This window comes from Pantoea sp. Ae19-2 (genome assembly GCF_059801205.1).
On sequence record NZ_JBCHWE010000001.1, the window covers coordinates 177625 to 204254 of the forward strand.

Annotated in this window: 26 protein-coding genes; 8 read left to right on the forward strand and 18 right to left on the reverse strand. The window is 53.3% G+C overall.

Annotated elements, in window-relative coordinates:
• Positions 1–74: 74 nt before the first annotated feature.
• Complete coding sequence (locus AAIE03_RS00850) at positions 75–1430, reverse strand: alpha-glucosidase/alpha-galactosidase (RefSeq protein ID WP_029570629.1); 1356 nt, start codon at positions 1428–1430, stop codon at positions 75–77.
• A gap of 265 nt (positions 1431–1695) precedes the next feature.
• Here AAIE03_RS00850 and melR point away from each other — a divergent pair, with 265 nt between their 5' ends.
• The 4 genes from melR (at position 1696) to AAIE03_RS00870 (ending at position 4631) form a co-directional block, all read left to right on the forward strand.
• On the forward strand, positions 1696–2628 hold the full coding sequence (melR, locus tag AAIE03_RS00855) for a transcriptional regulator MelR (RefSeq protein ID WP_029569116.1): 933 nt from the start codon (positions 1696–1698) through the stop codon (positions 2626–2628).
• Between the two features lie 198 nt (positions 2629–2826).
• Entirely contained in the window at positions 2827–3546 is a 720-nt protein-coding gene (gene trmB, locus AAIE03_RS00860; RefSeq protein ID WP_013027102.1) for a tRNA (guanosine(46)-N7)-methyltransferase TrmB, read from the forward strand.
• Positions 3546–3872, forward strand: a complete 327-nt coding sequence (locus AAIE03_RS00865) for a YggL family protein (protein ID WP_013027101.1) — start codon at positions 3546–3548, stop codon at positions 3870–3872. Before trmB ends, AAIE03_RS00865 begins: the two co-directional genes overlap by 1 nt.
• 42 nt (positions 3873–3914) lie before the next feature.
• Positions 3915–4631, forward strand: a complete 717-nt coding sequence (locus AAIE03_RS00870; protein ID WP_014605108.1) for a YggN family protein — start codon at positions 3915–3917, stop codon at positions 4629–4631.
• 128 nt (positions 4632–4759) lie between these two features.
• Here the strand turns inward: AAIE03_RS00870 and ulaA are convergent, their stop codons facing one another.
• From ulaA to AAIE03_RS00885, 3 genes are read right to left on the reverse strand one after another with little or no spacing between them, the layout of a single operon-like run.
• Positions 4760–6136, reverse strand: a complete 1377-nt coding sequence (gene ulaA, locus AAIE03_RS00875) for a PTS ascorbate transporter subunit IIC (RefSeq protein WP_013027099.1) — start codon at positions 6134–6136, stop codon at positions 4760–4762.
• Between the two features lie 44 nt (positions 6137–6180).
• Positions 6181–6450, reverse strand: a complete 270-nt coding sequence (locus AAIE03_RS00880) for a PTS sugar transporter subunit IIB (protein WP_013027097.1) — start codon at positions 6448–6450, stop codon at positions 6181–6183.
• 25 nt (positions 6451–6475) lie between these two features.
• On the reverse strand, positions 6476–6937 hold the full coding sequence (locus AAIE03_RS00885; protein ID WP_042677521.1) for a PTS sugar transporter subunit IIA: 462 nt from the start codon (positions 6935–6937) through the stop codon (positions 6476–6478).
• Positions 6938–7403: 466 nt separating this feature from the next.
• Between AAIE03_RS00885 and AAIE03_RS00890 the strand changes: the two genes are divergently transcribed.
• Positions 7404–8138 (forward strand): GntR family transcriptional regulator, encoded by a 735-nt coding sequence (locus tag AAIE03_RS00890; RefSeq protein WP_015699576.1) that lies wholly within the window; start codon positions 7404–7406, stop codon positions 8136–8138.
• Between the two features lie 52 nt (positions 8139–8190).
• Here the strand turns inward: AAIE03_RS00890 and hemW are convergent, their stop codons facing one another.
• From hemW to AAIE03_RS00910, 4 genes are read right to left on the reverse strand one after another with little or no spacing between them, the layout of a single operon-like run.
• Entirely contained in the window at positions 8191–9330 is a 1140-nt protein-coding gene (hemW, locus tag AAIE03_RS00895) for a radical SAM family heme chaperone HemW (protein WP_498562700.1), read from the reverse strand.
• Complete coding sequence (locus AAIE03_RS00900) at positions 9323–9916, reverse strand: XTP/dITP diphosphatase (protein ID WP_019104766.1); 594 nt, start codon at positions 9914–9916, stop codon at positions 9323–9325. The genes hemW and AAIE03_RS00900 overlap by 8 nt, the downstream gene beginning before the upstream one ends.
• A gap of 21 nt (positions 9917–9937) precedes the next feature.
• A complete protein-coding gene (locus AAIE03_RS00905; RefSeq protein WP_014594515.1) occupies positions 9938–10492 on the reverse strand; it encodes a YggT family protein in 555 nt (184 codons plus the stop codon).
• 12 nt (positions 10493–10504) lie between these two features.
• Positions 10505–11212 carry a YggS family pyridoxal phosphate-dependent enzyme gene (locus AAIE03_RS00910; RefSeq protein ID WP_498562701.1) on the reverse strand — a complete coding sequence of 236 codons (708 nt, stop codon included), beginning with the start codon at positions 11210–11212 and terminating at the stop codon, positions 10505–10507.
• A gap of 15 nt (positions 11213–11227) precedes the next feature.
• Between AAIE03_RS00910 and AAIE03_RS00915 the strand changes: the two genes are divergently transcribed.
• Entirely contained in the window at positions 11228–12223 is a 996-nt protein-coding gene (locus tag AAIE03_RS00915) for a type IV pilus twitching motility protein PilT (RefSeq protein ID WP_498562702.1), read from the forward strand.
• Here AAIE03_RS00915 and ruvX read toward each other — a convergent pair.
• From ruvX to metK, 9 genes are all read right to left on the reverse strand, one after another.
• Positions 12220–12636, reverse strand: a complete 417-nt coding sequence (ruvX, locus tag AAIE03_RS00920) for a Holliday junction resolvase RuvX (protein ID WP_013027089.1) — start codon at positions 12634–12636, stop codon at positions 12220–12222. The two genes, AAIE03_RS00915 and ruvX, sit on opposite strands and share 4 nt — an antisense overlap.
• A complete protein-coding gene (locus AAIE03_RS00925; RefSeq protein ID WP_019104764.1) occupies positions 12636–13199 on the reverse strand; it encodes a YqgE/AlgH family protein in 564 nt (187 codons plus the stop codon). Before AAIE03_RS00925 ends, ruvX begins: the two co-directional genes overlap by 1 nt.
• Positions 13200–13284: 85 nt before the next feature.
• Positions 13285–14229, reverse strand: a complete 945-nt coding sequence (gene gshB, locus AAIE03_RS00930) for a glutathione synthase (RefSeq protein WP_013027087.1) — start codon at positions 14227–14229, stop codon at positions 13285–13287.
• A 115-nt stretch (positions 14230–14344) separates the two neighbouring features.
• The gene (rsmE, locus tag AAIE03_RS00935; protein ID WP_498562703.1) at positions 14345–15076 is read right to left on the reverse strand and encodes a 16S rRNA (uracil(1498)-N(3))-methyltransferase; all 732 of its coding nucleotides are present in this window, start codon (positions 15074–15076) and stop codon (positions 14345–14347) included.
• A gap of 73 nt (positions 15077–15149) precedes the next feature.
• On the reverse strand, positions 15150–15857 hold the full coding sequence (endA, locus tag AAIE03_RS00940; protein ID WP_014594511.1) for a deoxyribonuclease I: 708 nt from the start codon (positions 15855–15857) through the stop codon (positions 15150–15152).
• Positions 15858–15932: 75 nt separating this feature from the next.
• Complete coding sequence (locus tag AAIE03_RS00945) at positions 15933–16445, reverse strand: SprT family zinc-dependent metalloprotease (protein ID WP_042677525.1); 513 nt, start codon at positions 16443–16445, stop codon at positions 15933–15935.
• A 105-nt stretch (positions 16446–16550) separates the two neighbouring features.
• Positions 16551–18485: a methyl-accepting chemotaxis protein gene (locus AAIE03_RS00950; RefSeq protein WP_210512143.1), complete on the reverse strand. Its 1935-nt coding sequence runs from the start codon at positions 18483–18485 to the stop codon at positions 16551–16553.
• A 245-nt stretch (positions 18486–18730) separates the two neighbouring features.
• Positions 18731–20122, reverse strand: coding sequence for a sugar porter family MFS transporter (locus tag AAIE03_RS00955; protein ID WP_014594508.1), 1392 nt, complete (start codon positions 20120–20122; stop codon positions 18731–18733).
• Between the two features lie 471 nt (positions 20123–20593).
• Positions 20594–21745, reverse strand: a complete 1152-nt coding sequence (gene metK, locus AAIE03_RS00960; RefSeq protein ID WP_015699581.1) for a methionine adenosyltransferase — start codon at positions 21743–21745, stop codon at positions 20594–20596.
• Between the two features lie 803 nt (positions 21746–22548).
• On the opposite strand from metK, the gene speA reads away from it, so the two are divergent.
• Positions 22549–24528, forward strand: a complete 1980-nt coding sequence (gene speA / locus AAIE03_RS00965) for a biosynthetic arginine decarboxylase (protein ID WP_014594507.1) — start codon at positions 22549–22551, stop codon at positions 24526–24528.
• A gap of 159 nt (positions 24529–24687) precedes the next feature.
• A complete protein-coding gene (speB, locus tag AAIE03_RS00970) occupies positions 24688–25608 on the forward strand; it encodes an agmatinase (protein WP_013027079.1) in 921 nt (306 codons plus the stop codon).
• Positions 25609–25651: 43 nt separating this feature from the next.
• Here speB and loiP read toward each other — a convergent pair whose 3' ends face one another.
• Entirely contained in the window at positions 25652–26407 is a 756-nt protein-coding gene (gene loiP, locus AAIE03_RS00975; protein ID WP_015699583.1) for a metalloprotease LoiP, read from the reverse strand.
• Positions 26408–26630: the final 223 nt, after the last annotated feature.

Below are 26630 nucleotides of genomic sequence, written 5' to 3' on the forward strand. Positions count from 1 at the left end.
GACGCTGTTGCCAGCGCCCGCCTTCTGTTAAGGAATAGAGCCGCAGCCGGACAGCACGCCCGGAGACACAGGCATTATTTGTGCAGCCAGGCGGGCAGCCAGTCCCCGTGTTCGGCGATCAGCTCATCCACCAGCGCATAAATCTCCTCGATGCCCAGCACCGCCGCCGTATGGGGATCCAGCATGGCCGCGTGGTAAACCCGCTCAGGGTTTTCGGTCAGGATGGCTTCGGTCAGCAGCGTCTGCACGTTGATATTGGTTTGCATCATGGCTGCCAGATGTGAGGGCAGGGTTCCCACCTTCGTAGGCTGAATCCCGTTGGCGTCCACCAGGCAGGCGACCTCAACACAGCATCCCTGCGGCAGGTTGTCGATTAATGCATCGTTACGCACGTTGCCGTAAATCACGGCCGGTTCACCTGTCCAGATGGCATTCATAATGGCGCTGGCATATTCGCGCGAGGGTTTGCTTTCAATACGCTCAGCGCGCTTGTAATGTTCAAGCTCGGTACGCCAGTTATCCAGCTGCTCGACGCAGCGTTTGGGATACTCATCCAGCGGGATCTGGTAGCGCGCAATCAGATCCTCTCGTCCCGGCTTGATAAACCAGGGCGTATATTCTGCAAAATGTTCTGAAGACTCGGTGACGAAATAGCCCAGTTTTTTGAACATCTCATAGCGCACAATGTTGGGACAGCGCGTATTGCCATGCATGTTGGGTTTCGGTACCTGCCCGGCGTCAAAAGCGGCAAGCAGTTCCGGGTAGAGATTCACGTAAGCCCCGTCTGCAGTTTTTCGCTCCAGCTCCAGGTAAAAGGCCATGTGGTTGATGCCGGCAGAGCGGTAACGTAAATCGGCCGGGTTAAGATTGAGATCGTAAGCCAGCTCTTCCGCCGTTCCCTGAACGGAATGGCACAGGCCAACCTGTTTGATATGCGGATAACGCGCGTACATCGCCCAGGTGTTCATCGCCATGGGGTTAACGTAATTAAGCATGGTGGCATCAGGACATACTGCCGTCATGTCTTCACAAATCTGCCAGAGGTGCGGGATGGTGCGCAGCGCGCGCATGATGCCGCCCGGGCCAAGCGTGTCGGCGATTGTCTGCTCAAGACCGTAACGCTTACACACCGCAAAATCAGTGAGGGTACAGGGTTCATAGCCGCCTATCTGAAACGCGACCACGACAAAATCGGCATCCGCTAATGCCGCTTTCTGGTCGGTGTGGCAGGTGATTCTTCCGGCCGCACCAGCCGAACTCATCAGCTTACTGACCACGGTAAAGGACTCTTCAAGCCGGGTCGCATCAATATCCATCAACGCGATATGGGCGGATTTCAGCGCATCGCGGTGAAAGACATCGCCAAGGATATTTTTGACGAAAATAGTGGAACCCGCGCCAATAAAGGTAATTTTGGGTGCAGACATCAGGACGCTCCATTGCAAGGTTGGATAACGCCAGAATGTCACGCCATTCATCGAGAAACTTCCGCCTTACGGAACGAGCATTCCCGAAAACTCAGATCTGATGCTGGCGGCGAGCAGATCTGAGTTTTTGGGACAAATTTGCACGGAAAGAAGAGTATCTGGTGTGCTAACAGGCGAAAACGCCATGCTGACCGCGCATTTCTCGCCTCTGAGACTGGCCTGAGCCGTTCAGATATGGCAGGGTTCTGATAATTCAGGAGAGGGAATGATGATTATGCAGCCTGTCGTACCACTTCCGCCCGACCCGCATATGTGCAGCAGCGATGAAAAGCAGACCCGCAGCCCGCTGTCGCTCTATTCTGAATATCAGCGCATGGATATCGAACTGCGTCCGCCGCTGGCCATGACCACCAGCCACTGGCACGGTCAGGTTGAGGTGAATGTGCCGTTTGACGGTGACGTGGAGTACCTCATTAATAACGAGGTCGTTCAGATCAAGCAGGGTTACATCACCCTGTTTTGGGCCTGTACGCCACATCAACTCACCCGTCCCGGACGCTGCCAGAACATGGCTATTCTGAACCTGCCGATGCATCTGTTTTTGTCCTGGCCGCTCGACAGGGAGTTAATCAATCATGTCACCCACGGCATGGTGATTAAATCTGTGGCGAAGCAGCAGCTCAGCGCGTTTGAAGTGCAGCGCTGGCAGCAGGAGCTGAACAGTCCCGACGAACAGATTCGCCAGCTTGCCGTTGATGAAATTGGTCTGATGCTTAAGCGCTTTAGTTTGTCGGGATGGCAGCCGGTGCTGGTGAACAAAACGTCGCGCACGCACAAGAACAGCGTTTCGCGCCATGCTCAGTTTTATGTCAGCCAGATGCTGGAGTTTATCGCAGATAACTACGATCAGGCTTTAACCATCAATGACGTGGCCGAACACGTTAAACTCAATGCGAATTATGCGATGGGCATTTTTCAGCGCGTGATGCAGCTGACGCTAAAACAGTACATCACGGCCATGCGGATCAATCATGTCAGGGCGCTCCTGAGCGATACCGATATCACCGTTCTGGATGTGGCGCTGACGGCCGGTTTCCGCTCCAGCAGCCGTTTTTACAGCACGTTTGCCAGGTATGTTGGCATGTCTCCTCAGCAGTACCGCAAGCTGAGCCAGCAGCGGCGGCAGACAATGTCTTTATAAGTTTCCGATAGCGTTGGCCGTCTTTGCCTGCAGGCTGGCATCATAACAAGGAAATTTTTGCGGTTTACTCTACACTCAGGCAGGAAATTGCGCTTCAGGGCACGCAGGAATAAAGCAGAACGTGGCAAAGGCTTGCTTCTGCTTTTGAACTTTGCATAATGCCCGTTTCCCAGAACAGGCAAACCAGCAGGCTTCAACATGATTAATGATGTCATCACCCCGGAATTTGATGAGAATGGACGCCCGTTGCGTCGGATTCGCAGTTTTGTGCGCCGCCAGGGCCGCTTAACCAAAGGCCAGCAGTTGGCGCTGGATAACTACTGGCCAGAGATGGGTGTTGAATATCAGCCTGATCCCGTAGATTTGCCCGCGCTGTTTGGCCGCGAAGCCCCGGTAACGCTGGAGATCGGCTTTGGCATGGGGGCCTCGCTGGTGACCATGGCGCAAAACACTCCCCACCAAAACTTCCTGGGAATTGAAGTGCACGCGCCAGGCGTAGGTGCCTGCCTGGCCTCGGCGAAAGAAGCCGACGTCAGCAATCTGCGCGTGATGTGCCATGATGCGGTTGAAGTGCTGGAAAAGATGATCCCTGATAACTCACTGCGCATGGTTCAGCTGTTCTTTCCCGATCCGTGGCACAAAGCCCGTCACAATAAACGCCGTATCGTGCAGGTGCCTTTCGCCGAGTTGGTGATGCGTAAGCTCAAGCTGGGTGGCGTATTCCATATGGCAACCGACTGGGAAGCTTATGCAGAACATATGCTTGAGGTCATGAGCAGCATCGCAGGTTATCGTAACCTGTCTGAAGACAGCACCTATGTGCCGCGTCCTGAAACGCGTCCATTGACAAAATTTGAGCAGCGCGGGCAGCGTTTAGGCCATGGCGTATGGGATTTAATGTTTGAGAGGGTGAAATAATGGCCACACAACGCAGCCGCCGTTTACGTAAAAAATTACATATCGATGAATTCCAGGAACTGGGCTTTTCCGTGGCCTGGCGTTTTCCTGAAGGCACGTCTGAAAGTGACATCGACGAAACCCTGAACCAGTTCATCAACGAAGCGATCGATCCTAATGGTCTGGCTTACGATGGCAGCGGTTACCTGGCGTGGGAAGGGCTGATTTGCCTGCAGCAAACCGGTAAATGCACCGATGAGCATCGTGAACTCGTGCGCAAGTGGCTGGAAGACCGCAAGCTGCAGGATGTGAAAGTTACCGAACTCTTTGACGTCTGGTGGGACTAAGTTACCAGCAATGTCGCTTTCACACCCAGACAGGGAGATTGTATGATTCGTAACGCGCTGGTCGCCGGCCTTTTACTGGCGGCAACGCAGGCCCAGGCCGCCTGGGAGTGCAGTGTCAAACCGCAGGATGATGTTGTGATTACGCCACAAAGCGTGCAGGTGGTGGGCGCAAATGGCAATCTGCAGATATCGACGCTGGGGGATGTGCAGTTCAACGGTCAGAAGATGGCCCTGAACGCCGCTAACCGTCAGAAGGCGATTGATTATCAAAATGCCTTACGCCGCGATCTTCCCTGGATCGATAACGGAGCAACATCCCGTCTGGAGAAAGGGCGTGCCGCGCTGGATAACATCATTACTCAGCAGGTTGGCGAATCCAGCCGGTTACATAGCCGACTGGCTACGCTGAATACGCAGTTAAAAACCCAGATGAACCGTATTATTGAGCATCGCAGCGATGGTTTAACCTTCCATCATCAGGCGATCGATCAGGTGCGTGCCGATGGTCAACAGCTGGTTAATCAGGCGATGGGCGGTATTCTGCAGGACAGCATCAATGAGATGGGCAGCAAGGCGATGTCCAACGGTGGCGGTAGCGGTTTGCAGGGCTTGATGGGCAATCTTGGCGGCCTGCAAAACGCCATTCAGAGCGAGTGGAACAATCAGGAAGCCGATTTCCAGCAGTTTGGCAAAGCGGTTTGTAACCGGGTGATTACGCTTGAGAATGACCGTAAAGCCCTTGTCGGTTCGCTGAAATAGTGCTTTTCAGACGGCCTGCGCCGCCTGGTCGTCTGCCTTTCATCTTGAACGTCACGCCGCCACGGCTGGCGTTTTTCTGCTTTAGCACGTTGTTGAAAAAAGGGGCTGGAGTCAGCCCCTGATGCCTGTCAATCGTTATTGGCCTCTTTGACGACCGTTTTGCTACGGGCGACATAGTTATAGATAACCAGCAGGGCAAAAATTCCAGTGATCACCATGGTAATGGTCCCTTTATCAAGGAATCTGGCCATATTCCCCAACAGAATCCCCGTGACGCCGAAGTCGGTGTCTGAGAAGGTGGTATTCGTCAGACCGATGGCGCCCAGGACAGGCAATAAGGCGACCGGGAGGAAGGTAATCAGAATACCGTGGGCAAAGGCACCTAACATGGCCCCGCGTTTCCCGCCGGTAGCATTACCAAAAACGCCTGCGGTTGCGCCGCAGAAAAAGTGCGGTACCACGCCAGGCAGAATTAATATCCAGTGCAGCTGTCCCAGAATAAACAGCCCGACCAGGCCGCCGATAAAGCTGGAAATAAAACCGACCAGAACGGCGTTAGGCGCATAGGGGAATACAATCGGGCAGTCGAGTGCCGGACGCGCGCTTGGCACCAACTTCTCTGAAAACCCGGTAAACGCCGGCACAATTTCGGCCAGAATCAAACGCACGCCCTGGAGGATAATAAAAACACCGGCAGCGAAGGTAATGGCCTGCACAAAGGAGTACACCAGATAGTTTTGCCCGTGGCTGAACTGACTCTCCACGTATTCTCTGCCTGCCGAAATGGACAAAATAAAATAGATGACCATCATCGTCAGGGAAATAGAGATGGTGCTGTCACGCAAAAAACTCAGGTTTTTTGGCATGTTCATCTCTTCGGTGGATTTAGAACCTTTGCCCACCAAAGAACCTATCCAGCCCGACAGGACATAGCCAACCGTACCGGTGTGCGCCAGCGCGACCTGATCGTGCCCAATGATTTTACGCATGTAGGGCTGCGCCAGTGCCGGGAAAAAGGCCATTAACATGCCCAGCGTCAGCGAGCCGGTATAGATAAGCTGCACGCCCTCGAAACCCGCCACCGAGAGAATAATCGCGATCATGCAGGCCATATAAAAAGTGACATGACCAGAGAGGTAGATATATTTCAGACGCGTAAAGCGGGCGACGGTAATATTGGCCACCATGCCGAAGGCCATAATCAGCGTCGTGGGCGCACCATACTTCGCCAGGGCGATGGAAACCATCGCCTCGTTATTGGGAATAATGCCCTGGACGTTGAACGCGTGTTTGAAAATATCCCCCAGCGGCGTCAGCGATCCCACTAACACAGTGGCACCGCCTGCCAGTACTAAAAAACCCAGGATGGTTTTTACCGTACCCTTTATCACATCCGGCAGCGGTTTACGTTGCGCTATCAGACCGAACATGGCGACCAGCCCGACCAGAATAGAGGGGACTTTCAGCACGTCGACAACTACCAGTAAAAGGTTTTGTATAAACATAATAACCTCAGCGGTAAGTGTTCTTTTTTAAGTGGGTGACAGGGTTATTTATTGAAGTAGTCGCGAATTTTCTGCTCAACTTCCTTCAGGTCGATAATGTTATTGATAATGATGACTTTTTCCGGTGGCAGGTTAGCGCTGTAGGCGATGTCTTTTGCCATCACGAACACATCTGCCACGTCTGGCGTGACCGAACCGAGATCGGCGTGTTCAACGTCTGCCGTCATATCCATCGCTTTAAGCACTTTTTTGATGTTCATTTCCATCATGAAGCTGCTTCCCAGGCCTGAACCACAAACTGCCATAATTTTCATAAAAACCTCTTTTAATTTTAACGAGTTAACGGGATATGCTGTCTGCTAACAACAGGGCACAGAGTGCGTGTTGGCTTTGTGCCTGATAAACGCGCTCCATCACGTCGTCATCGGTAAGCACCTCAGCCAGCTGGGAGATCATCTCAATGTGGCTGTTGCTGTCAGGGGCGGAGAACATAAAAAGGATATCGACAGGATCATTCTCTCCTGCATCAAAGGTGACCGGGTTAGCCAGCTTGACTACGGATAATCCCAGCTTTTTGGCACCCTGCTCAGGGCGGGCATGCGGCATGGCAATGCGCGGCGCAATAACGAAGTAGGGACCGGTTTCCTGTTTGAGGCGGATGATGGTGTCAATGTAATACTGTGAAATCGCCCCCTCATTAAGAAGAGGATCGCCCGCGACCTGAATCGCGGCTTTCCAGTCGGATACGCGCTCAATATATTGAATTTTTTCAGCATTCAGCCATTGGGTCAGATTCGGCATACAATGTCCTGGATAAAAGGTTAGGCAAAAAAGTCAGCCAGCTGGCTTCCAGAATTCATCAAGCTGTACAGTCATCTTTCTCTGTTTATCCCTGCGGCTTTGCCTTTTTTATTTCATCTGACAAAACCACTCACGGCTGAGGGGTAAACGAATATGACGTTAACTTACTCTAAAACAAGATATTAATTTAAGTCGCACTCGTCAGTTCTGACAAATTGCTGTTGCAAAAACCGGCTTGTACGTATAGACATGTTTAAGCTGTCTAGTCATCTTGATGATGCACCTCGACCTGTACAGATACAATATGCAAGAATCATTTCTGGCGGGGCGCGTGGGGTTTGAGTGCAAAATCGTTAGCTGGATCACATCTGGATCTTTGCTCACGGGCACGTCGTGACGAAAACCGGGCCTGCGGGGTTTGCTGCAGGGCACCGCAGGCACGGGCACACTATTCGGGAATATGCTGATGTTCGATGGCATTACAGAGAAGCAAAAAGAGGTAGTAGACTATATCCTGACAAAGATCATGCAGGATGGACTGCTGCCGGGCGATAAGTTGGACACGGAAATCGCGATTGCTAAGAACATTGGTATTACCCGGGCGACGGTGCGGGAAGCCACCCGCATTCTTATTGAGCAACAGCGTATTTATCGGGTGAAAGGCTCCGGGCTGTTCGTGGGGTCCATCGGCAAGAGTAATCACTCAGGCCGGTTTCATGCGCTTTCCCCGTTTGATTATCAGGCACACAAAAAAGGGCATAAAGCGGTCAGAAAGGTGCTGACTGCCAGCATCATTAAAGTGCCCGGGCCGGATATGGCGCAGGCTTTACGCATCAAGAACAGTGACCAGATTTACAAAATTGTTCGTCTGATGTGTTTTGATGACATCCCCGTTGCGCTGGAATATATCCACCTGCCTGTCAGCCTGTTTAGCAGCATGGAGTTTGGACGACTGGAGATCTCAAAATATTCGTACATTGAACAGATCACCGGCAAGAAAATTCAGCGTCGCGATCAGCAACTGAATGCCATCAATGTTACCGATGGTGAGCAGCTCAGACTATTGAATTTTAATGCGAATGAGGCGGCGCTGGAGATCAACGAAACCGTCTATCTGGATGATGGCATGCCCTGTGAGGTCAACATCGCCATTATTAATACGAAGCTGTTACAACTGAGACAGAATACCGAACGCGGTTGATGTTCGCGCAAACGGCCCGGTCGCTTTAGTGATGCTTCCGGGCCAGAATGCACTAGGCTTCCGCTAAAAACAGCTCCAGCAACGAGTTCAGAAACAGTTTCCCTTTCTCTGTAATCTGCCAGTGTTCCGGCGATTCAGTGATGTAACCTGCGGCAATGGCCTCGTCGAGCTGTGGGCGAATCAGCGTTTCATGCAGCCCGGTATAGCGGCTAAAGTCTGCACGCGGCGCGGCCTCCAGCAGACGAAAACGGTTCATGAAGAACTCAAAAGGCTTATCCTCGTCTGCAACGTCGTACTGCTTATCAAGATAATTGCCCTTCATAAAGCCACGCGGATGGCGCACTTTTACGGTACGGACAATACGGCCATCTGGCTGAGTCAGTTTGCCATGCGCACCACAACCAATGCCCAGATAATCGCCAAAGCGCCAGTAGTTCAGGTTGTGCTCACAGCGGTAGCCCGGTTTAGCATAGGCCGAGGTTTCGTATTGCTCATAACCTGCCGCAGTCAGCAACTGGTGGCCCTGCTCAAAAATATCCCATAGCGCATCATCATCCGGTAGGGTTGGCGGGCGAGAGCCAAACAGCGTATTGGGCTCAATCGTCAGCTGATACCAGGAGAGATGCGGCGGGTTGAGCGCAATCGCCTGGCGCAAATCATCCAGCGCCTCGGCCAGCGACTGATCGGGCAGGCCGTGCATCAGGTCAAGGTTGAAGCTGCGCAGCCCTAAACCCTGTGCCAGTGCTGCGGCACGCTTCGCTTCTTCCGGTCCGTGGATACGGCCCAGACGTTCCAGTTTCTGCGGGCTGAAGCTCTGGACACCAATCGAGATTCGGTTAATACCGGCGCGTTGATAGGCGCTGAAGCGATCCGCTTCCACCGTGCCCGGATTGGCTTCCATCGTGACTTCAGCATCGGCTGTCAGCGTCAGCCGCTCGCTTACGCCATCCATCAACATCTGCATGGCGCTGCTGCTTAACAGGCTTGGCGTCCCGCCGCCAATAAAGATCGTGCGAACCTCACGACCCTGAATCAGCGGCAGGTCGTGTTCAAGATCGCGCAGCAGGTGCTGCACATACTCAACGTGCGGCACCTCATCCTTTAATGCGTGAGAATTAAAATCGCAGTAGGGGCATTTCTGTACACACCAGGGAATGTGGATGTACAAACTCAGAGGCGGTAAATCAGGCATTACGCATCGCTTCCAGTAACAGCGTCAATGCTTTACCACGATGAGAGACTTTTCCTTTCTCTGCCTTAGTCAGTTCGGCTGCAGTTTTACCCAGTGCCGGAACCCAGAACACCGGATCGTAACCAAAGCCACCTTCACCGGCTGCCGTTCGGGTAATTTCCCCTTCCCAGGCACCGTGGAAGACCAGCGGCGTTGGGTCGGCAGCATGACGTAGATAAACCAGCACACAGTGAAACTGCGCCTGACGTTGTCCGTCAGGCGTGTTTTCCAGAGCCTGAAGCAGCTTTTCCAGATTCTGCTGGTCGCTGGCGTCTTCACCAGCATAGCGGGCTGAGTAAATCCCGGGCGCGCCACCCAGCGCATTCACGGCCAGGCCAGAGTCATCTGCGATAGCCGGCAGGCCGGTCACCTGCGCGGCATGGCGCGCTTTCAGGATGGCATTTTCAATAAAGGTCAGGCCGGTTTCCTCGGCGGATTCCACGCCAAGTTCGGTTTGCGCCACGACATCCAGACCAAAGTCAGCGAGCAGATCCGCCAGCTCACGTACTTTGCCGGGATTGCCGGTGGCAAGAACAACTTTTTGCATAACAGTTCCAGTTTGATTCATTTACAGCAAATACCAGAGACCCGGGAACAGATCCATGCCAAGGAAATTCAGGGCATACAGCACCAGAATCACGATCATGGCTGAGAAGTCGATGCCTCCCATGGCAGGAAGAATACGACGAATCGGCGCCATTAACGGCTCGGTCAACTGAATCAGCACATAGTCCATCGGGCCGCGGCCCTGACTGATCCAGCTCATCAGGGAGCGAATGATAATGACCCAGAACACCAGATAACCCGCAGATTTCAACAGCGACAGCAGGCCAACCAGCAAATTCGTGGGATCGACAGAGAATACGCCGACCTGAATCAGCAGCAGAAGAGGATATTTAAGCGTTGTCAGCACAAAGGCCAACAGCAGGGAGGCCGTATCAATCGGACCCAGAGCCGGAAGGATACGACGCAGGGGTTTTACAATCGGCTGAGTAATCTTCACGACAAACTGCGCAAGCGGGTTATAAAAATCACAACGTGACCACTGCATCCAGATGCGCAGCAGCAGCACCATGACGTAGAGATCGATTAGCGTTTTTACTAAAAACGTCATTGTTAACATGAAGTTCCTCAATTATTGTTGTGAAGGTTGTGTGTAATCTCGCGCGCCAAAAATGGCGGTGCCAATGCGCACCATCGTACTGCCAGCGGCAATTGCCGCCTCCATGTCATCGCTCATCCCGAGGGAAAGCGTATCAACGTCGCTATACTGCTGTTTAAGCTGGTCAAAAGCATCAGCCATTTGCTGGCATACCGCCAGCTGTCGCTGATAATCTTCTTCGGGTGCCGGAATCGCCATCAGCCCGCGCAAACGCAAACGCGGCATTGTCAGGATGTCCTGAGCCAGTCCGGCAACCGCCTCCAGCATGATGCCAGATTTGCTGTTTTCATCACTGATATTTACCTGGATTAAGACATTGAGCGGCGGCAGATGTTCAGACCGCTGATCGTTAAGACGCTGTGCGATCTTCTGACGATCGACCGTATGACACCAGGCAAAGTGTTCAGCGACCAGGCGGCTTTTATTGGACTGCAGCGGGCCAATGAAGTGCCAGGTCAAGGCAGGATGTGAGGTCAGTGACTGAATCTTTTCAACCCCTTCCTGAACGTAATTCTCACCAAAATCGATCTGTCCCGCCGCTGCGGCTTCTTCGACCGCGCTCGCAGGCTTTGTTTTGCTCACTGCAAGTAGCGTAATTTCTTCTGGCGACCGGCCGCAACGGGTTGCAGCAGCAGCGATTCGCTGACGGACTTGCTGTAAGTTGTGCTGGATTGAAGTCATAGTCTGGAGATCAAAATGGATTTGGATGAATTAGTGGAGCTTAGTGTAAAGCATAACGCCGCCGATCTGCACCTTTGTAACGGACATTCGCCGTACTGGCGCCGTCAGGGCGGGCTTGAAACGCTGCCCGGCCAGCCCATCCTGCCATCCGACTGGATGGCGCGATTTACCTCGTCATGGCTGGACAGCGAACAGCAGCAGGTGCTGAAGCGAGAAGGGCAGTTGGATTTCGCCTTAACACTGGTTAACGGGCAGCGCCTGCGCGCGAACCTGTTTATGCAGCGCAACGGGCTGTCTCTGGCGCTGCGTATTATTGCCAGCCGCTGTCCTTCGCTTGCGGATTTACGCCTTCCGCAGGTCGTGCTCACCTTGCTGAACAAACAGGACGGGCTGATTTTGATTACCGGCGCGACCGGTAGCGGTAAATCCACCACGCTCGCCGCCATGGTCGATGCCATCAACCGGCAGCAGGCCCGTCATATTCTCACGCTGGAAGATCCCATTGAGTTTATTCATCACAGCCAGCAGTCCCTGATTCAACAGCGCGAAGTGGGGCTGCATTGCCGCTCGTTTAGTCTGGGCCTGAAAGCGGCCTTACGCGAAGATCCCGATGTGATTATGCTGGGAGAGTTACGCGACAGCGATACCATTCGCCAGGCATTAACCGCGGCAGAAACCGGACATCTGGTGCTGGCGACGTTGCATACGCGCGGCGCAGTCCAGGCGGTGGATCGGCTGGTGGATGTGTTCCCTGCAGATGAAAAGGCGCTGATACGCACCCAGCTGGCGGGCAGTCTGAAAGCCGTTATTGCGCAGCAGCTGGTTTCAGCCACAGATGAGACACGCGTGGGGCTGTTTGAGGTGCTGATTGCCACCAGCGCGGTGGTCAATCTGATTCGGGAAGGCAAAATGCATCAGATTCCCGCTATTCTGCAAACCGGCGCGCAGGCCGGAATGCAAACCTTTGAGCAGAGTCGGTTAGCCCGTCAGGCCGAAGGGGTGATTCATTAATGGGTTTCAAACCAGTCCTGCAGGATAATCGCCGCTGACTGGGAATCGACTGAACCTTTATTCAGGGCACGATAGCCACCCCGTTCAAACAAACCGGCGCGCGCTTCAACGGTGCTGAGGCGCTCATCCTGTAGCTCAACGCGAATACCAAAACGGCCATGCAGGCGATTCGCAAACTTACGGGCGCGGGCTGTTAAAGGCTGCTCGGTGCCGTCCATGTTCAGTGGCAAACCCACCACAACAAAGTCGGGCTGCCACTCTTTAAGCAGCTTTTCAATTTGCAGCCAGTCTGGCGTCCCGTCCTGCGCCTTAATCGCGCTTAACGGACGGGCGCTGCCCGTCAGCTGCTGACCAACCGCAACGCCGATGCTTTTGGTGCCGAAGTCAAAACCTAACAACGTTTGTGTATTCATCAGGCGTGACCTGCATCGCTGGCCATGTTGTGAATATCAATGCCCATACTGCGCGCGGCTTCACGCCAGCGCTCGGCGATGGGCGTCTGGAACAAAATATTACTGTTAGCCGGTGTGGTCAGCCAGGCGTTCTCCATCAGCTCATTTTCAAGCTGGTCTTTTTCCCAGGCACAATAACCCAGCGCGACCAGCACATGATCGGGCTGTGAGGCTGTACCGATCGCTTCCAGCACGTCACGTGAGGTGGTAATCACGGTGTTGTCTGACACCCGAATGCTGGAAGTAAAGGTGCGCTGTGCCGAGTGCAGGATAAAGCCCCGATCTTCCGCCAGCGGACCACCGCTGAACACCGGCTTATCAAGATTGATAGCCGGATCGCGGTTATCTTCTGCGATCTTGAGCTTTTTCAGAATGCCTTCAACCGTCAGGTTTTCCATCGGCTTATTGATAATCAGCCCCATTGCCCCTTCTTCGTTGTGCTCACAAACGTAGACGACAGAACGTTTAAAAAAGGGATCTTGCAACGATGGCATGGCAATTAAAAAGTGATGCTGTAAATTCATTCTCACATGCTTTACCAAAGATAACCGGTGCGTGATTGCTGCACCGGTGTTGGGTTGATCACGGAGCATGGCCCCAGCGTTATGCTCAGCTCAGGCGCTTCTCAATGGCGTCCATCAGCATACCGGTGATGGAGACAGGGAAGGCGGCCTCAATTTCACGAATGCATGTTGGGCTGGTCACGTTAACTTCAGTCAGTCTATCACCAATAATGTCGAGGCCCACAAAAATCAGGCCTTTGGCCTTCAGTGTTGGGCCGACGCGGCGGGCGATTTCCCAGTCACTTTCACTCAGCGGGCGCGCTTCACCGCGTCCGCCAGCCGCCAGGTTTCCGCGGGTTTCTCCCCCCTGGGGAATACGCGCCAGACAATAAGGAACCGGTTCGCCATCCACCACTAGCACGCGCTTATCACCGTCTTTGATAGCCGGCAGGTAGTTTTGCGCCATGCAGTAACGGCTTTCATGTTCAGTCAGGGTTTCAGCGATAACGCCGAAATTCGGATCGTCCTGCTTCACACGGAAAATAGAGGCGCCGCCCATGCCGTCCAGCGGTTTCATGATGACGTCGCCATGCTCTTGCCAGAACGCCCGCAGCTGTTGCTTAGAACGCGTGACCAGGGTGTCCGGCGTGAATTCAGCAAACCAGGCGGTATACAGTTTTTCGTTACAGTCGCGCAGGCTTTGCGGCTTGTTGACGATCAGCGTACCCTGCTCTTCAGCCCGTTCCAGGATGTAGGTACAGTAGATAAACTCGGTGTCAAACGGCGGGTCTTTACGCATCAATACGACGTTGAGATCGGCCAGTTTGATCTGCTGCTCACTGCCAAACTGATACCAACTTTCGGCATTCTGTTCCACGCTAAGCAGGCGAGTGCGGGCGTAAGCCACACCACCGCGCAGGGAGAGATCGTTCATCTCCATGTAGTGGATTTCGTAACCCCGGCGCTGTGCTTCCAGCAGCATTGCAAAGCTGGAGTCTTTTTTAATGTTGATGGATGAGATTGGGTCCATCACGATGCCAAGCTTGATCATTATTATCTCCTGAAGGAGGCGGCGGTTACCGTCTCGTTTCGTTCGGGCAAAAAGGGGCTGAGCAGTCAGAACGCGATGTTGATTACAGGCGTCCCAGTGGAGCTAAAAGTATCGCTTAACCCAGGTCACCAAACCTCACCTGAAGTGCCGTAATGGCAGTCAGGGCCGTTGTTTCGGTACGTAAAACCCGTGGGCCAAGCAGAATATCGGTAAAACCGTGCTGCGCCGCCATGGCAATTTCGTCAGCTGAAAGCCCGCCTTCCGGACCAATCAGCAGGCGAACGCGCTCAACCGGCTGAGGCAATGTGTTGATGCTGTGGCTGGCGCGCGGGTGCAGGTTCAGTTTTAACCCACTTTCCGCTTCACTGCACCAGGCTTCCAGTGCCATGGCCGGACGGATTTCGGGTATCCGGTTACGACCACACTGCTCGCAGGCGGCAACAGCAATCTTTTGCCACTGCTGAATTTTTTTTGCCAGGCGTTCGGCATCCAGTTTGACACCACAGCGTTCAGAAAACAGCGGCGTAATAACATTAACGCCCAGTTCGATTGATTTCTGGATGGTAAATTCCATTTTTTCGCCGCGAGACATGACCTGACCGAGATGCAGATGGAGGGGCGACTCGCGATCGTCTTCCTGACTTGCCGTGATGGATACTTTTACACGTTTTTTATCAACATGCGTGATTTCTGCAGCGAAAGTCAGATTACTGCCATCAAAGAGTTCTACCTGCTGTCCGCTGGTCATACGCAGCACGCGACCAACATGACCGGACGCGTCTTCATCAAGCGTGATTTCACTGCCAACATGAACAGGCTGTGAGTGATAAATGCGAGGTATGCGCATAATGTCCCTGAGAGCTAAACGCCGCGAGGTTGACGCGGCGGGGCTGTGAAACAGTTAGTTTAGGGCAGGGATTTTAACGCGTGCAAGCCTCAAGCACATAAGGATTATGATTCCCCTGTACGCGAGCGATGCGCTGGTCGCGCTCGCATTCCCATTTGCTGACCGGATAGAGCTTGTTCCAGGCTGTAAATAACTGCGTTTGCTGACGTGACAGACGCAGATGATACTGGTCGCGCATATAGAAGTAAGTCCGGGCGATCGCGCCACGGGCCCGTTCGGGCGGCTGCGCCTGCTTGTTTTTAAAATCAATCTGCATGCTGCACTGACCGTACTGTTTATCCGTACCGTTCCACTGACTGTAGGCATAGTTACCGCGATCGCCATTCACTTCACCGATTGCCGGCTGCAGATTATGCAGGTCGGTTTCGATACGGCGATAGTCGGCATCTTTGCTGCAATTTTTGCGGCCGCCGTTCTGCCAGCACTGACGTTGATGGCCGAACTCCCAGGCGGGCATCACGTGTTCCCACTCGATACGTGCGGCGCGGTGGGCATTTTTGCGCGGCTGGTAGCCACAGCTGTTCAGATCAGGCTCCCCCTTTTTGCCGTGCCAGGTAATTTTACAGCCACAGTAAAAGCTGCCGGGCGCATCGTCATTAATCTCTGCGGCGTAGGCTTTTGCCTGTTGAAAATTATTTTGATGGTAGTTGTTGAGGTTTAGGGCCTGGCTGTTAAAAGACGCGAGTAACAGTGCAGTCGTGATGAGAAATTTGCGAGACATGTTCCAGTTTTACCCCTGGTCCTTAAAAGGGCGGCAGGGTAACAGAATGCCTGCTCAGGCGGAATGAGAATCCGCTCAGGAAAGGGGAAAAACCTCGGCTTTCAATAAGCTACCGCAGTGAACGCAGCGGTACTCGCTTTCGCCGCGAACGACACGATTATGGCGCCTCACGGTAAGCTGGTGCTGTTGACACTGGCAGCGATAAGCAAAGGTGCGGCTGCGCACCGACTCGACCTCAAACTGATGGGTGCGCCGCGCCGGCACGCCCAGCACAGTCTCCATCATCCATTTCCACTCTTTGCCATGCGGCGCAACGCGGCCGAAGGTTTTCCACACCAGCAAATGGGCCAGCTCATGGGGAACGACCTCATCAATAAAGGCCTGCTGATTTTCCATCAGCAGGACAGGATTCAGGCGGATTTCCCATTTTTCCAGCCAGGCCGTTCCGGCAGCCGTGCCGCGCTGCTGATAAACCAGCCTGGGTTCGGGATAATGTTGTTCGAGCTTTTCATTTGCCCGTTCGAGCCCACTACGCAGGGCGCGCATAACGGCTTGTTGTAGGGCAATGGGAAGACGGGATGTTTTCATGGCGCTCAGCATAAGCGGCAGCGGCGTGGAACTCAACTCAACAGCAATATCGGTCCTGCAAAAAAGTCGTACCCGCCGAACCCGACGGGCAGACATGACATTATTTTAATGAAACTGCCTTATTGTCTGAGCCAGTTGCTGCGCCTGATCCTCAAGTGAACTGGACGCCGCTGACATCTGCTGAACCAGCGCAGCGTTTTGCTGGGTCGTGCCGTCCATTTCATTGACCGCGATGGTCACCTGCGCAATACCGCGGGCTTGCTCATCGGATGCAGCAACTATTTCACCAATGATGCGCTGCACTGATGAAACGGCATTTGTCATCTCATGCATGGTTTTGCCTGCATCGTTGACCAGCACAACGCCATTTTCAACCCGAACAACTGATTCCTCAATCAGGGCGGAAATATCTTTCACGGCGCTGGTTGTCCGCTGCGCAAGATTCCGGACTTCGGCGGCTACGACCGCAAAGCCGCGCCCCTGTTCGCCTGCGCGTGCAGCTTCAACAGCAGCATTAAGTGCCAGAATGTTGGTCTGAAACGCGATGCTGTTAATCAGCGTGGTGATATCACCGATTTTCTTTGAACTTTCATCAATCTGCGCCATGGTAGTGACCACCTGATCGACCAGGGTTTCCCCCCGGCTGGTGATGCGCGTGGCATTTTCAGTCAGGCTCGTTGCCTGCTGTGCATTATCCGCGTTCATGCGGATAGCTGCACTAATCTGCTCCATGCTCGCGGCAGTTTCTTCCAGTGCCGCAGCCTGTTCCTCGGTGCGTGAGGCGAGGTTGAGGTTTGCACCGGCAATTTCGCCCGCTCCCTGCTGGACCGAGGTGCTGGCGTCTTTGATTTGTCCCACAATGCTCTGCAACTGTGTCTGCATGGTGTTGAGGGCATAAAACAGGCTGCTGCTGTCGCCTGGCGCAACCTGAATGCCATTGTTTAACTGACCTTCAGCAACGGCCAGCGCAATGCGCGCCGCCTCTTCGGGTTCACCGCCAAGATGACGCATCACTTTACGGTTGAATAACAGACCCAGCACGGCCCCCACGGAAAGGATACTGACAATCATCAGCGCAATGGCCCAGTAAAGCTGCTTGTCAGCCGCCGCCATTACCTGGCTGACGGGTGCCACAATCCCTACATACCAGGGTTTCGTGTTGTTGCCCACGCTTATCGGGTACCAGGTGTACATGGCATTTTCTTTCAGTACGGGATCGTACTGTTCTGTCACTGCCGTACGGTAGCTGTTGCTGTTTCCCTGCCATTTTTTGCCGGCTTCACCTGCATTGGGGGAGGAAATCACGTTGCCGCTGTTCGAAAGCAGCAGCGCGTAGCCGGTTTCGTGCCAGGGTTTGATCTGGTTTACTTTTTTCTGGATGGCGGAAAGCAGGATATCGGAACTGACAACCAGCTTCAGTTTGTCATTGACCATAACAGGGGTAGCCACCGAGGTTAACCACTCTGATTTTGCGCCATCATAAGCGAAGCTGTAAGGCTCAATCAGGGTGTCCTTTTGCGTTTCTTTCGGCAGTAAATAGTAATTACCGGCCCCCGGCTGCAGAAAGTCCAGCGCCGGATTCATTTTGTAGCGCCCGTCTTTGTCCCGGTCAACATACCAGGCATAGCGACCACCCGGTGGCGTTCCCTGCGGCCCGACAAAGGCACTGTCACGGCCATCAAAGGCATCGGGTTCAAACACTACGGTCATCGACACAAAGTCAGGGTTTTTATTTAATGCATATTCCATCAGCTTGTCGGCAACTTTGCGATCGTTTATCCCTGCTGCAGGCAGGGCAGCAAGGCTTTGCCCCAGGTTTTGAGCGGCATCCAATGCATGCGTCAGTTCCTGCTGAATTTGCCCGGCGTGACTAGCAGCAATTTGCTGCAGGTAGTTAGCGGCAAGAGATTTTTGTTCTTTCGAGGACTGCCAACTGAGTAATCCGATGGTCGCAGTAAACCCCACGACGATCGTCATTCCGCCTGCCAGCAGCATCTGAGCACGGGTGCTCATCGTCTTTTTAGGGCTGGTATTGTTCATGCTATTTCCTGGTCAACGCGAAGTCTGAAAAAAGCTTTTTATAATGAAAACGTCAGGTAATTTATCGGCGTATATTTTTTCGACTTTAATGAAAGAAAAGCGAAGCGGGGAGGTGCAAGCCAGTAACGGCAAGGTCTGGGCGTTGAAACGGTAGGATATTTTTCGTTGTCAGTTGTGGGTAAAGCGGCAAGAAAAAAGCCAGTCAGCTTACCTTGACTGGCTCTAGGGGACATATTGAGGAGGGCTTACTGACCGATATCGCGCAGCTTTTTACCTGCCATCAGGTTACGTTCAATGTGCTCCAGCGAAACGTTTTTGGTTTCGGGAATCAACATCACCGTCAGGACGATGAAGAAGACGTTGAGCAGGCCGTAGACCCAGAAGGTCGGCGCATTGCCCAGCGTATTCAGCATGGTCAGGAAGGTTGCGCCGACAATCATGTTGGCGATCCAGTTAGTCGTGGTTGAAACGGTGATACCGAAATCGCGTCCTTTCAGTGGCTGAATTTCAGAACACAGAACCCAGATCAGCGGACCGGCTGACATGGCAAAGCCCACGATAAACATCAGCAGCATGCCAATGGCAAAGTACTGCGCACCTTGTGAATGAATGCCCATATGCAGCATGGTGCCAAGAACGCCCATACCGGCTGCCATCACCAGGAAGCCCAGAATCAAGGTAGGCTTACGGCCCCAGCGGTCTACCAGACCGATAGCAATAAAGGTTGCCAGTACGTTAACCAGGCCGACAATCACCGTTCCCCACATCTGCTGGGTGGTGTTCGCGAAACCCGCAATCTCAAAAATCTTCGGTGCGTAATACATGATGACGTTCATGCCGGTAAACTGTTGCATCACCTGCAGCAGAATGCCCAGGTACACCGCACGACGGAAGTGGCTGCTGCTGGTAAATAATCCCCAGCCTGACTGTTTGATCTTCAGGCTTTCACGGATTTCATCCAGCTCGCGCTTCGCCTGCTCACTGGTATCACGCAGGCGATCCAGTACGCGTTGCGCATCACGGAAGTTTCCTTTCGCCGCCAGCCAGCGTGGGCTGTTTGGCAGGAAGAATACGCCGATCAGCAGCAGCAGGGCAGGGATGGTGATCACGCCCAGCATCCAGCGCCAGTTACCTGTGAAGCTGAACGCGGTATCGGAAAGGTACGCACCCAGAATACCGATGGTAATCATCAACTGATAAAGCGAGATCATACTGCCGCGGATTTTTTCAGGCGCAATCTCAGAAAGATAGAGCGGCGCAGTGTAAGAGGCGATACCGACCGCCAGGCCTAACAGCACGCGTGCGCTGATCAGCATTTCTGGGTTAGGTGCCATGGCTGACCACAGTGAGCCAATAACAAACAGGATCGCACCAGCCATCAGGCTTTTTTTACGCCCCAGACGCGATGACATCCAGCCGCTGCCGATAGCACCGATGGCCGCCCCGAACATCATTGAGCTGACAATCCACTCCTGTTGGTGTGCCGTAACGTTAAAGTCCTTCGCGATAAAGGGCAGTGCACCGGCGATAACGCCGATATCCAACCCAAACAGCAGGCCTGCAAGGGCTGCCAGAAAGCAGACAAATAAGGTCATTGCCTTATTTGAGGTTCTGCTTTTATGTGAATTGCCAGGCATGGTTGCCTCCAAAATTATCCATCATTGTTGTTATCGATGTTAAAAAACCTTATCTGGGCAAAAAGTGAGCCCGATCACATTGATGTAATCGCTTACACTTGCTGAAACCCTGAAATCCAGCATTTATAACCCAGAAAGGTCAAGTAACCAGTGAGGTATAGCACCCTCGAAGTTTCTGACAATGCCCTGTTTAACGCCTATCAGATGACGCTGAAAATAACGCATTTTAGGAAGAATAACTACGGCGATAAATTCCTAAATAGCCGATATCTAAAGCGTTTCAAATTGTAAGCGTTAACACATTAGCTGAACACAGGCTGAGAGAAAGTGTAGCTGAGTTAAAAAAATGTGCAGGTGGGGGAAACTGAAGGCCCGAAAGGAATAAAAAAGAAAAAAAAAGCCCCGCCGCGAGGCAGGGCTTTTTGAGACGTTTTCAGGCTTACAGGCTTACAGGCTTACAGGCTTACAGGCTTACAGGCCCGCAGCCTCACGCAACTGTTCTGCTTTGTCAGTTTTTTCCCAAGGGAAATGTTCGCGACCAAAGTGGCCATAGGCAGCGGTTTCTTTATAGATCGGATGCAGCAGATCCAGCATCTGAATCAGGCCGTAAGGACGCAGATCGAAGAACTCGCGCACCAGTAAGGTCAGCTGTTCAGTAGACACTTTCTCAGTGCCAAAGGTCTCGACCATGATGGAGGTCGGCTCGGCAACACCGATGGCGTAGGAAACCTGGATCTCACAACGATCGGCCAGACCTGCTGCCACGATGTTTTTTGCAACATAGCGGGCGGCATAGGCGGCTGAACGGTCAACTTTTGACGGGTCTTTGCCTGAGAAGGCGCCACCGCCGTGACGTGCCATACCGCCGTAGGTATCAACAATGATTTTGCGACCGGTCAGGCCACAGTCACCCATTGGGCCACCGATAACAAAACGGCCCGTTGGGTTGATGTGATATTTGGTGGATGCGCTCAGCCACTCGGCAGGCAGGACGGGCTTGATGATTTCTTCCATCACCGCTTCCTGCAGATCTTTTTGTGAGATCGCTTCACTGTGCTGAGTTGACAGAACGACCGCATCAATACCGACGATTTTGCCGTCGTCGTACTGGAAGGTCACCTGGCTTTTGGCATCCGGACGCAGCCATGGCAGCGTGCCGTCCTTACGCACTTCGGCCTGACGCTGAACCAGACGGTGCGCATAGGTCACCGGGGCTGGCATCAGAACGTCGGTTTCGTTTGTCGCATAGCCAAACATCAAACCCTGATCGCCCGCACCCTGTTCCAGCGGATCGCTGCGGTCAACGCCCTGGTTGATATCCTGAGACTGTTTGCCAATTGCGCTTAATACTGCGCAGGAGTTGGCATCAAAGCCCATATCGGAATGAACATAGCCGATTTCACGTACGGTATTACGAGTGATTTCTTCAATATCAACCCAGGCGCTGGTGGTGATCTCACCGCCAACCAGAACCATACCGGTTTTAACGTACGTTTCGCAGGCCACGCGCGCTTTGGGATCCTGTTCCAGGATCGCATCAAGCACAGCATCAGAAATCTGGTCGGCGATTTTATCAGGATGTCCTTCGGATACGGACTCGGATGTAAAAAGATGTTTAGCCATTATGTTCTTTACCTTACCAATGGTTTGAATTCGACTGCATAGCGCAAGTGAGTATTAGCTGACTTAACGCCCCTTAAGGCAAAGCCGTGAGCAGTCAGGTAGTGTCAGCACGCAGGCCAACTCCGCCTGGATATTAACCTGTTTAGATGGAAAACCATCTGGACGTCTATTTTAGGTTACGCGGTGAGCGAATTACCAGCCCTTTTTGATGTTGCACTATTAACTTTACGCGCAGCAGTGGAAAATCCTGCTGACAGCGCATGAATTAAGCAAATAATCTCTTTGCTTTTTTTAGGCGCAAAATGTATAAAACGCCGCTGCGTTCTCAGCAGCAAAAAGGATGACGCGCTTACCGCGTCGCGCCCGTCAGACAGCTGTCTGGCTTTCACCCTGGTGGTTTTCCACATGTCCAGGACATGTGCGGAGGTGATACGAGTAATGAGCCTTATCTTCTCTCTCCCGGCCTTTTCGCGTGCTGGCACGGCGCTGGCGTTATCCTGTTTCCCGTCCTTATTTCTCTTCTGCCGACATTTTATTGGTTTCGGTAATTATCCCGACACAAGCGCTGGTTAACCTCTGACGCGATAGCGGTTTATATCGTCCAGGCGGTGAGCGTCGTGAATTATTCGCGGCCCTTTTGTACCTGACGTGGCTGAGTGTTTTACACTTAACACTACAGTGATGCATCGTGCAGGTTCGCAACGCAGACAGAGCATGACGTAATATGTGGCAACGAATTTCCAGACTCCCGACCTTCAAGTCGGTTTACATTATTATCTTTCAACGGAAAATTGAGGTTCGCGATGTCTGACGGCATGAAGAATATCAAGGGTTCGTCAGCTGGCGAACAAGGTGCACTCCGCTCAATGCAGGAGGTGGCGATGAACGATCAGGACGCCAGCCTGATGCTGCGGACCTACAACATTGCCTGGTGGGGCAATAACTACTATGACGTCAATGAACTGGGTCATATTAGTGTCTGCCCCGATCCGGATCGTCCGGATGTGCGTGTCGATCTGGCTAAGCTGGTTAAGGAACGCGAGGCCCAGGGCCAACGCCTGCCCGCGCTGTTCTGTTTCCCTCAGATTCTTCAGCATCGCCTGCGCTCAATAAACGCTGCTTTTAAACGCGCACGTGAGTCTTACGGTTACACCGGTGATTACTTCCTGGTGTATCCCATCAAGGTGAACCAGCATAAGCGCGTCATCGAATCCCTGGTCAATTCTGGCGAACCGCTGGGTCTGGAAGCCGGTTCAAAAGCCGAACTGATGGCGGTACTGGCCCATGCCGGTCAGACCCGTTCGGTTATTGTATGTAATGGTTACAAAGATCGTGAATATATTCGTCTGGCGCTGATTGGCGAGAAGATAGGGCACAAGGTTTATCTGGTTCTGGAGAAGATGACCGAAGTGCGCATGGTGCTGGAGGAAGCCGAGCGCCTGAATGTGGTGCCGCGTCTGGGCATTCGTGCACGTCTCGCTTCGCAGGGGTCTGGTAAGTGGCAGTCGAGCGGCGGCGAAAAATCTAAATTTGGCCTGTCAGCAACGCAGGTGCTCAAGCTGGTTGAAATCATGCGTGAAGCGGGCCGGATCGACAGCCTGCAACTGCTGCATTTCCATTTGGGATCGCAGATGTCTAACATTCGCGATATCGCGACCGGGGTGCGTGAGTCTGCGCGCTTCTATGTGGAACTGGCAAAACTCGGCGTCAACATTAAGTGCTTTGACGTTGGCGGCGGCCTGGGCGTTGACTATGAAGGTACCCGTTCGCAGTCCGACTGTTCGGTCAATTACGGGCTGAATGAATATGCCAATAACGTGATCTGGGGAATTGGCGCAGCCTGTGACGAGCATGGACTTGAGCACCCAACGGTGATTACCGAATCCGGCCGCGCAGTCACGGCTCACCACACGGTGCTGGTATCTAACATCATCGGCGTTGAGCGTAACGAATTCAGTAAGCCAGAAGCGCCAGAGATTGAGGATGCCCCGCGTCCTATCCTGAGCATGTGGGAAACCTGGCAGGAGATGCACGAGCCGGACACGCGTCGTTCGCTGCGTGAATGGCTGCACGACAGCCAGATGGACCTGTTTGATATCCATACAGGCTACTCATCCGGAACCTACAGCCTGAAACAGCGCGCCTGGGCAGAACAGCTTTATCTGAGCATCTGTCACTACATTCAGCAGCATCTTGATCCCAGCAACCGCGCGCACCGTCCGATCATCGACGAGTTGCAGGAGCGCATGGCGGACAAGATCTACGTTAACTTCTCGCTGTTCCAGTCCATGCCGGATGCATGGGGCATCGATCAGCTGTTCCCTGTGCTGCCGCTGGAAGGCCTGAATAAAAAACCGGAACGTCGTGCCGTGCTGCTGGACATCACCTGTGACTCTGACGGTACCATCGATCACTATGTTGATGGTGACGGTATTGCCACAACCATGCCGATGCCGGAGTATGACGTGGACAACCCACCGATGCTCGGCTTCTTTATGGTCGGCGCCTATCAGGAAATCCTGGGTAACATGCATAACCTGTTTGGTGACACCGAAGCGGTTGACGTGTTTGCCTTCCAGAATGGCGAGGTGGAGGTTCAACTGTCGGATGAGGGCGATACCGTGGCCGACATGCTGCAGTATGTTCAGCTCGATCCGAACGAACTGATGACGCTGTTCCGTAAGCAGATTCAGACCTCTGAACTGGATGACGAACTGCGTGAGCAGTTCCTGCAGGAGTTCGAAAGCGGTCTGTATGGCTACACCTATTTAGAAGACGAATAAAGCCCCGCGAAGCACTTGCAGCGGGTCGGGACATTGTTGATAATCGGCAGCAACCCATCCCTTCCTCGTCGGGCCTAACGACGCGGAGGGGATTTTTTTTATCTCAACCTTCATGGTGCGCGCTCCAGGCCCGCCTCATGCACAGACAGAGGACGACTTATGTACAATACCCTCGGCAATCAGTACGACAATTCACTGGTTTCTAACGCCTTTGGTTTTATGCGTTTTCCGGTTAATTTCCAGCCTTACGACAGCGACGCAGAGTGGGTGATCACTGGGGTGCCCTTTGATGCCGCGACCTCAGGCCGTCCGGGCAGCCGTCTTGGCCCAGGCGCTATCCGCCAGATTTCGACCAATCTCGCCTGGGAAGGCTGCCGCTGGCCGTGGGAGTTTGACCTGCGTCAGCGCCTGAACGTGGTGGACTGCGGCGATCTGGTTTACGCCTTTGGTGATTCACAGGATCTGTCTGACAAGCTGCAGGCCCATGCAGAGAAACTGCTGGCGAACGGCAAACGCATGATGACCTTTGGTGGCGATCACTACGTCACGCTTCCCCTGCTGCGCGCGCATGCGAAGCACTTTGGTAAAATGGCGCTGGTGCACTTTGACGCCCATACCGATACCTACTCCAATGGTCCAACGTTTGACCATGGCACCATGTTCTTTACCGCACCGAAAGAGGGGCTCATCGATCCTCAGCACTCGGTGCAAATCGGTATTCGTACCGAATTCGACAAAAGCCTGGGCTTTAACGTGCTGGATGCTGCTCAGGTTAACGACCGCAGCGTGGACGATCTTCTGGCGGAAATTAAGCGTACCGTCGGCGACCTTCCGGTTTATCTGACATTTGATATCGACTGTCTGGATCCTGCGCATGCGCCGGGCACCGGTACGCCGGTCATTGGCGGTTTAACCACAGATAAAGCCACTAAACTGATTCGTGGTTTACAGGGCATGAATATCGTGGGGATGGATCTGGTGGAAGTCGCGCCGGGTTACGACCACGCCGATCTGACGGCACTTGCCGCCGCTACGCTGGCGTTGGACATGTTGCACGTACAGGCAGCGAATAAAGGCTGATGCGACAGAGGGATAACCTCAGGGTTATCCCTCTGATTCTGACTTACTTGCCGTCTGCGGCGATGCGATCGCGAATATGCTGCGCACGCGCTTCGGAGTCCGGGTGGGAGTCAAACATTGAGCTTTGACGGCCCTGTTCCAGTTTTGCCAGTTTTTCAAAGCTGGTTGCCAGCCCGACCGGATCAATACCGCGCTTTTTCAGCAGGTTGTATGAGTAGTCATCAGCCTGAGTCTCCTGCGTCTGCGAGAACTGGGCATTTACTAATTTTTCACCCATATCACCCAACTGCGACTGTGACAGCGAACCAATAATACCGCCAGCCGATGCCGCCGCGGTGCGTGCTGCCGTTGTGGTGAAGGCGACCTGCATCGCTTTGCGCGTATGACCCAGCGCAACGTGGCCCATTTCATGGCCCAGTACCGCCTCGACTTCATTGTCGGTCATCATATCCATCAGTCCGCTGTAAACGCGGATGCAGCCATTGGCCATTGCCCAGGCGTTAACGTCTTTGGTCTGGTAAACCTTGTAGTTAGCCGGAATACCATTGATGTTGTCGCCCAGTGCCGCAGCGATTTTATTCAGCCGTTGCTGGTACTCGCTGTCAGCTGGCGCGACCTGATTTTCTTTGTCCATTTGGGCGCAGGACTGATCGCTAAGCTGCTTGACCTGAGCATCGCTCAACGTGTAAGCCTGAAATGCCTGTGCGCCGGATTGCAGCAGACCATTACTATTTACACCCTCACAGCCGCTAAGCAGCGCAACCAGGCCCAGAGCCAGTGCCATTTTATGAATTTTCATTCTGTCGTCCCATAAGTAACAAGATAAAAAACAAACACCTGAATCCGTACAAGGTGGTTTAACCAACAGGTTATAGTTCGTGATAAACCTTTTTGCTAGCAGACATGACTGGAAAAGCCAGACGAAGCGGGAACATTTAGCGTTTTACGACATTACTTTTGCCCCGTTTTTCATGTACATTGTGGTGAAACTTTTCCCCGTGCTTTGCCCGATAGCTGATTAA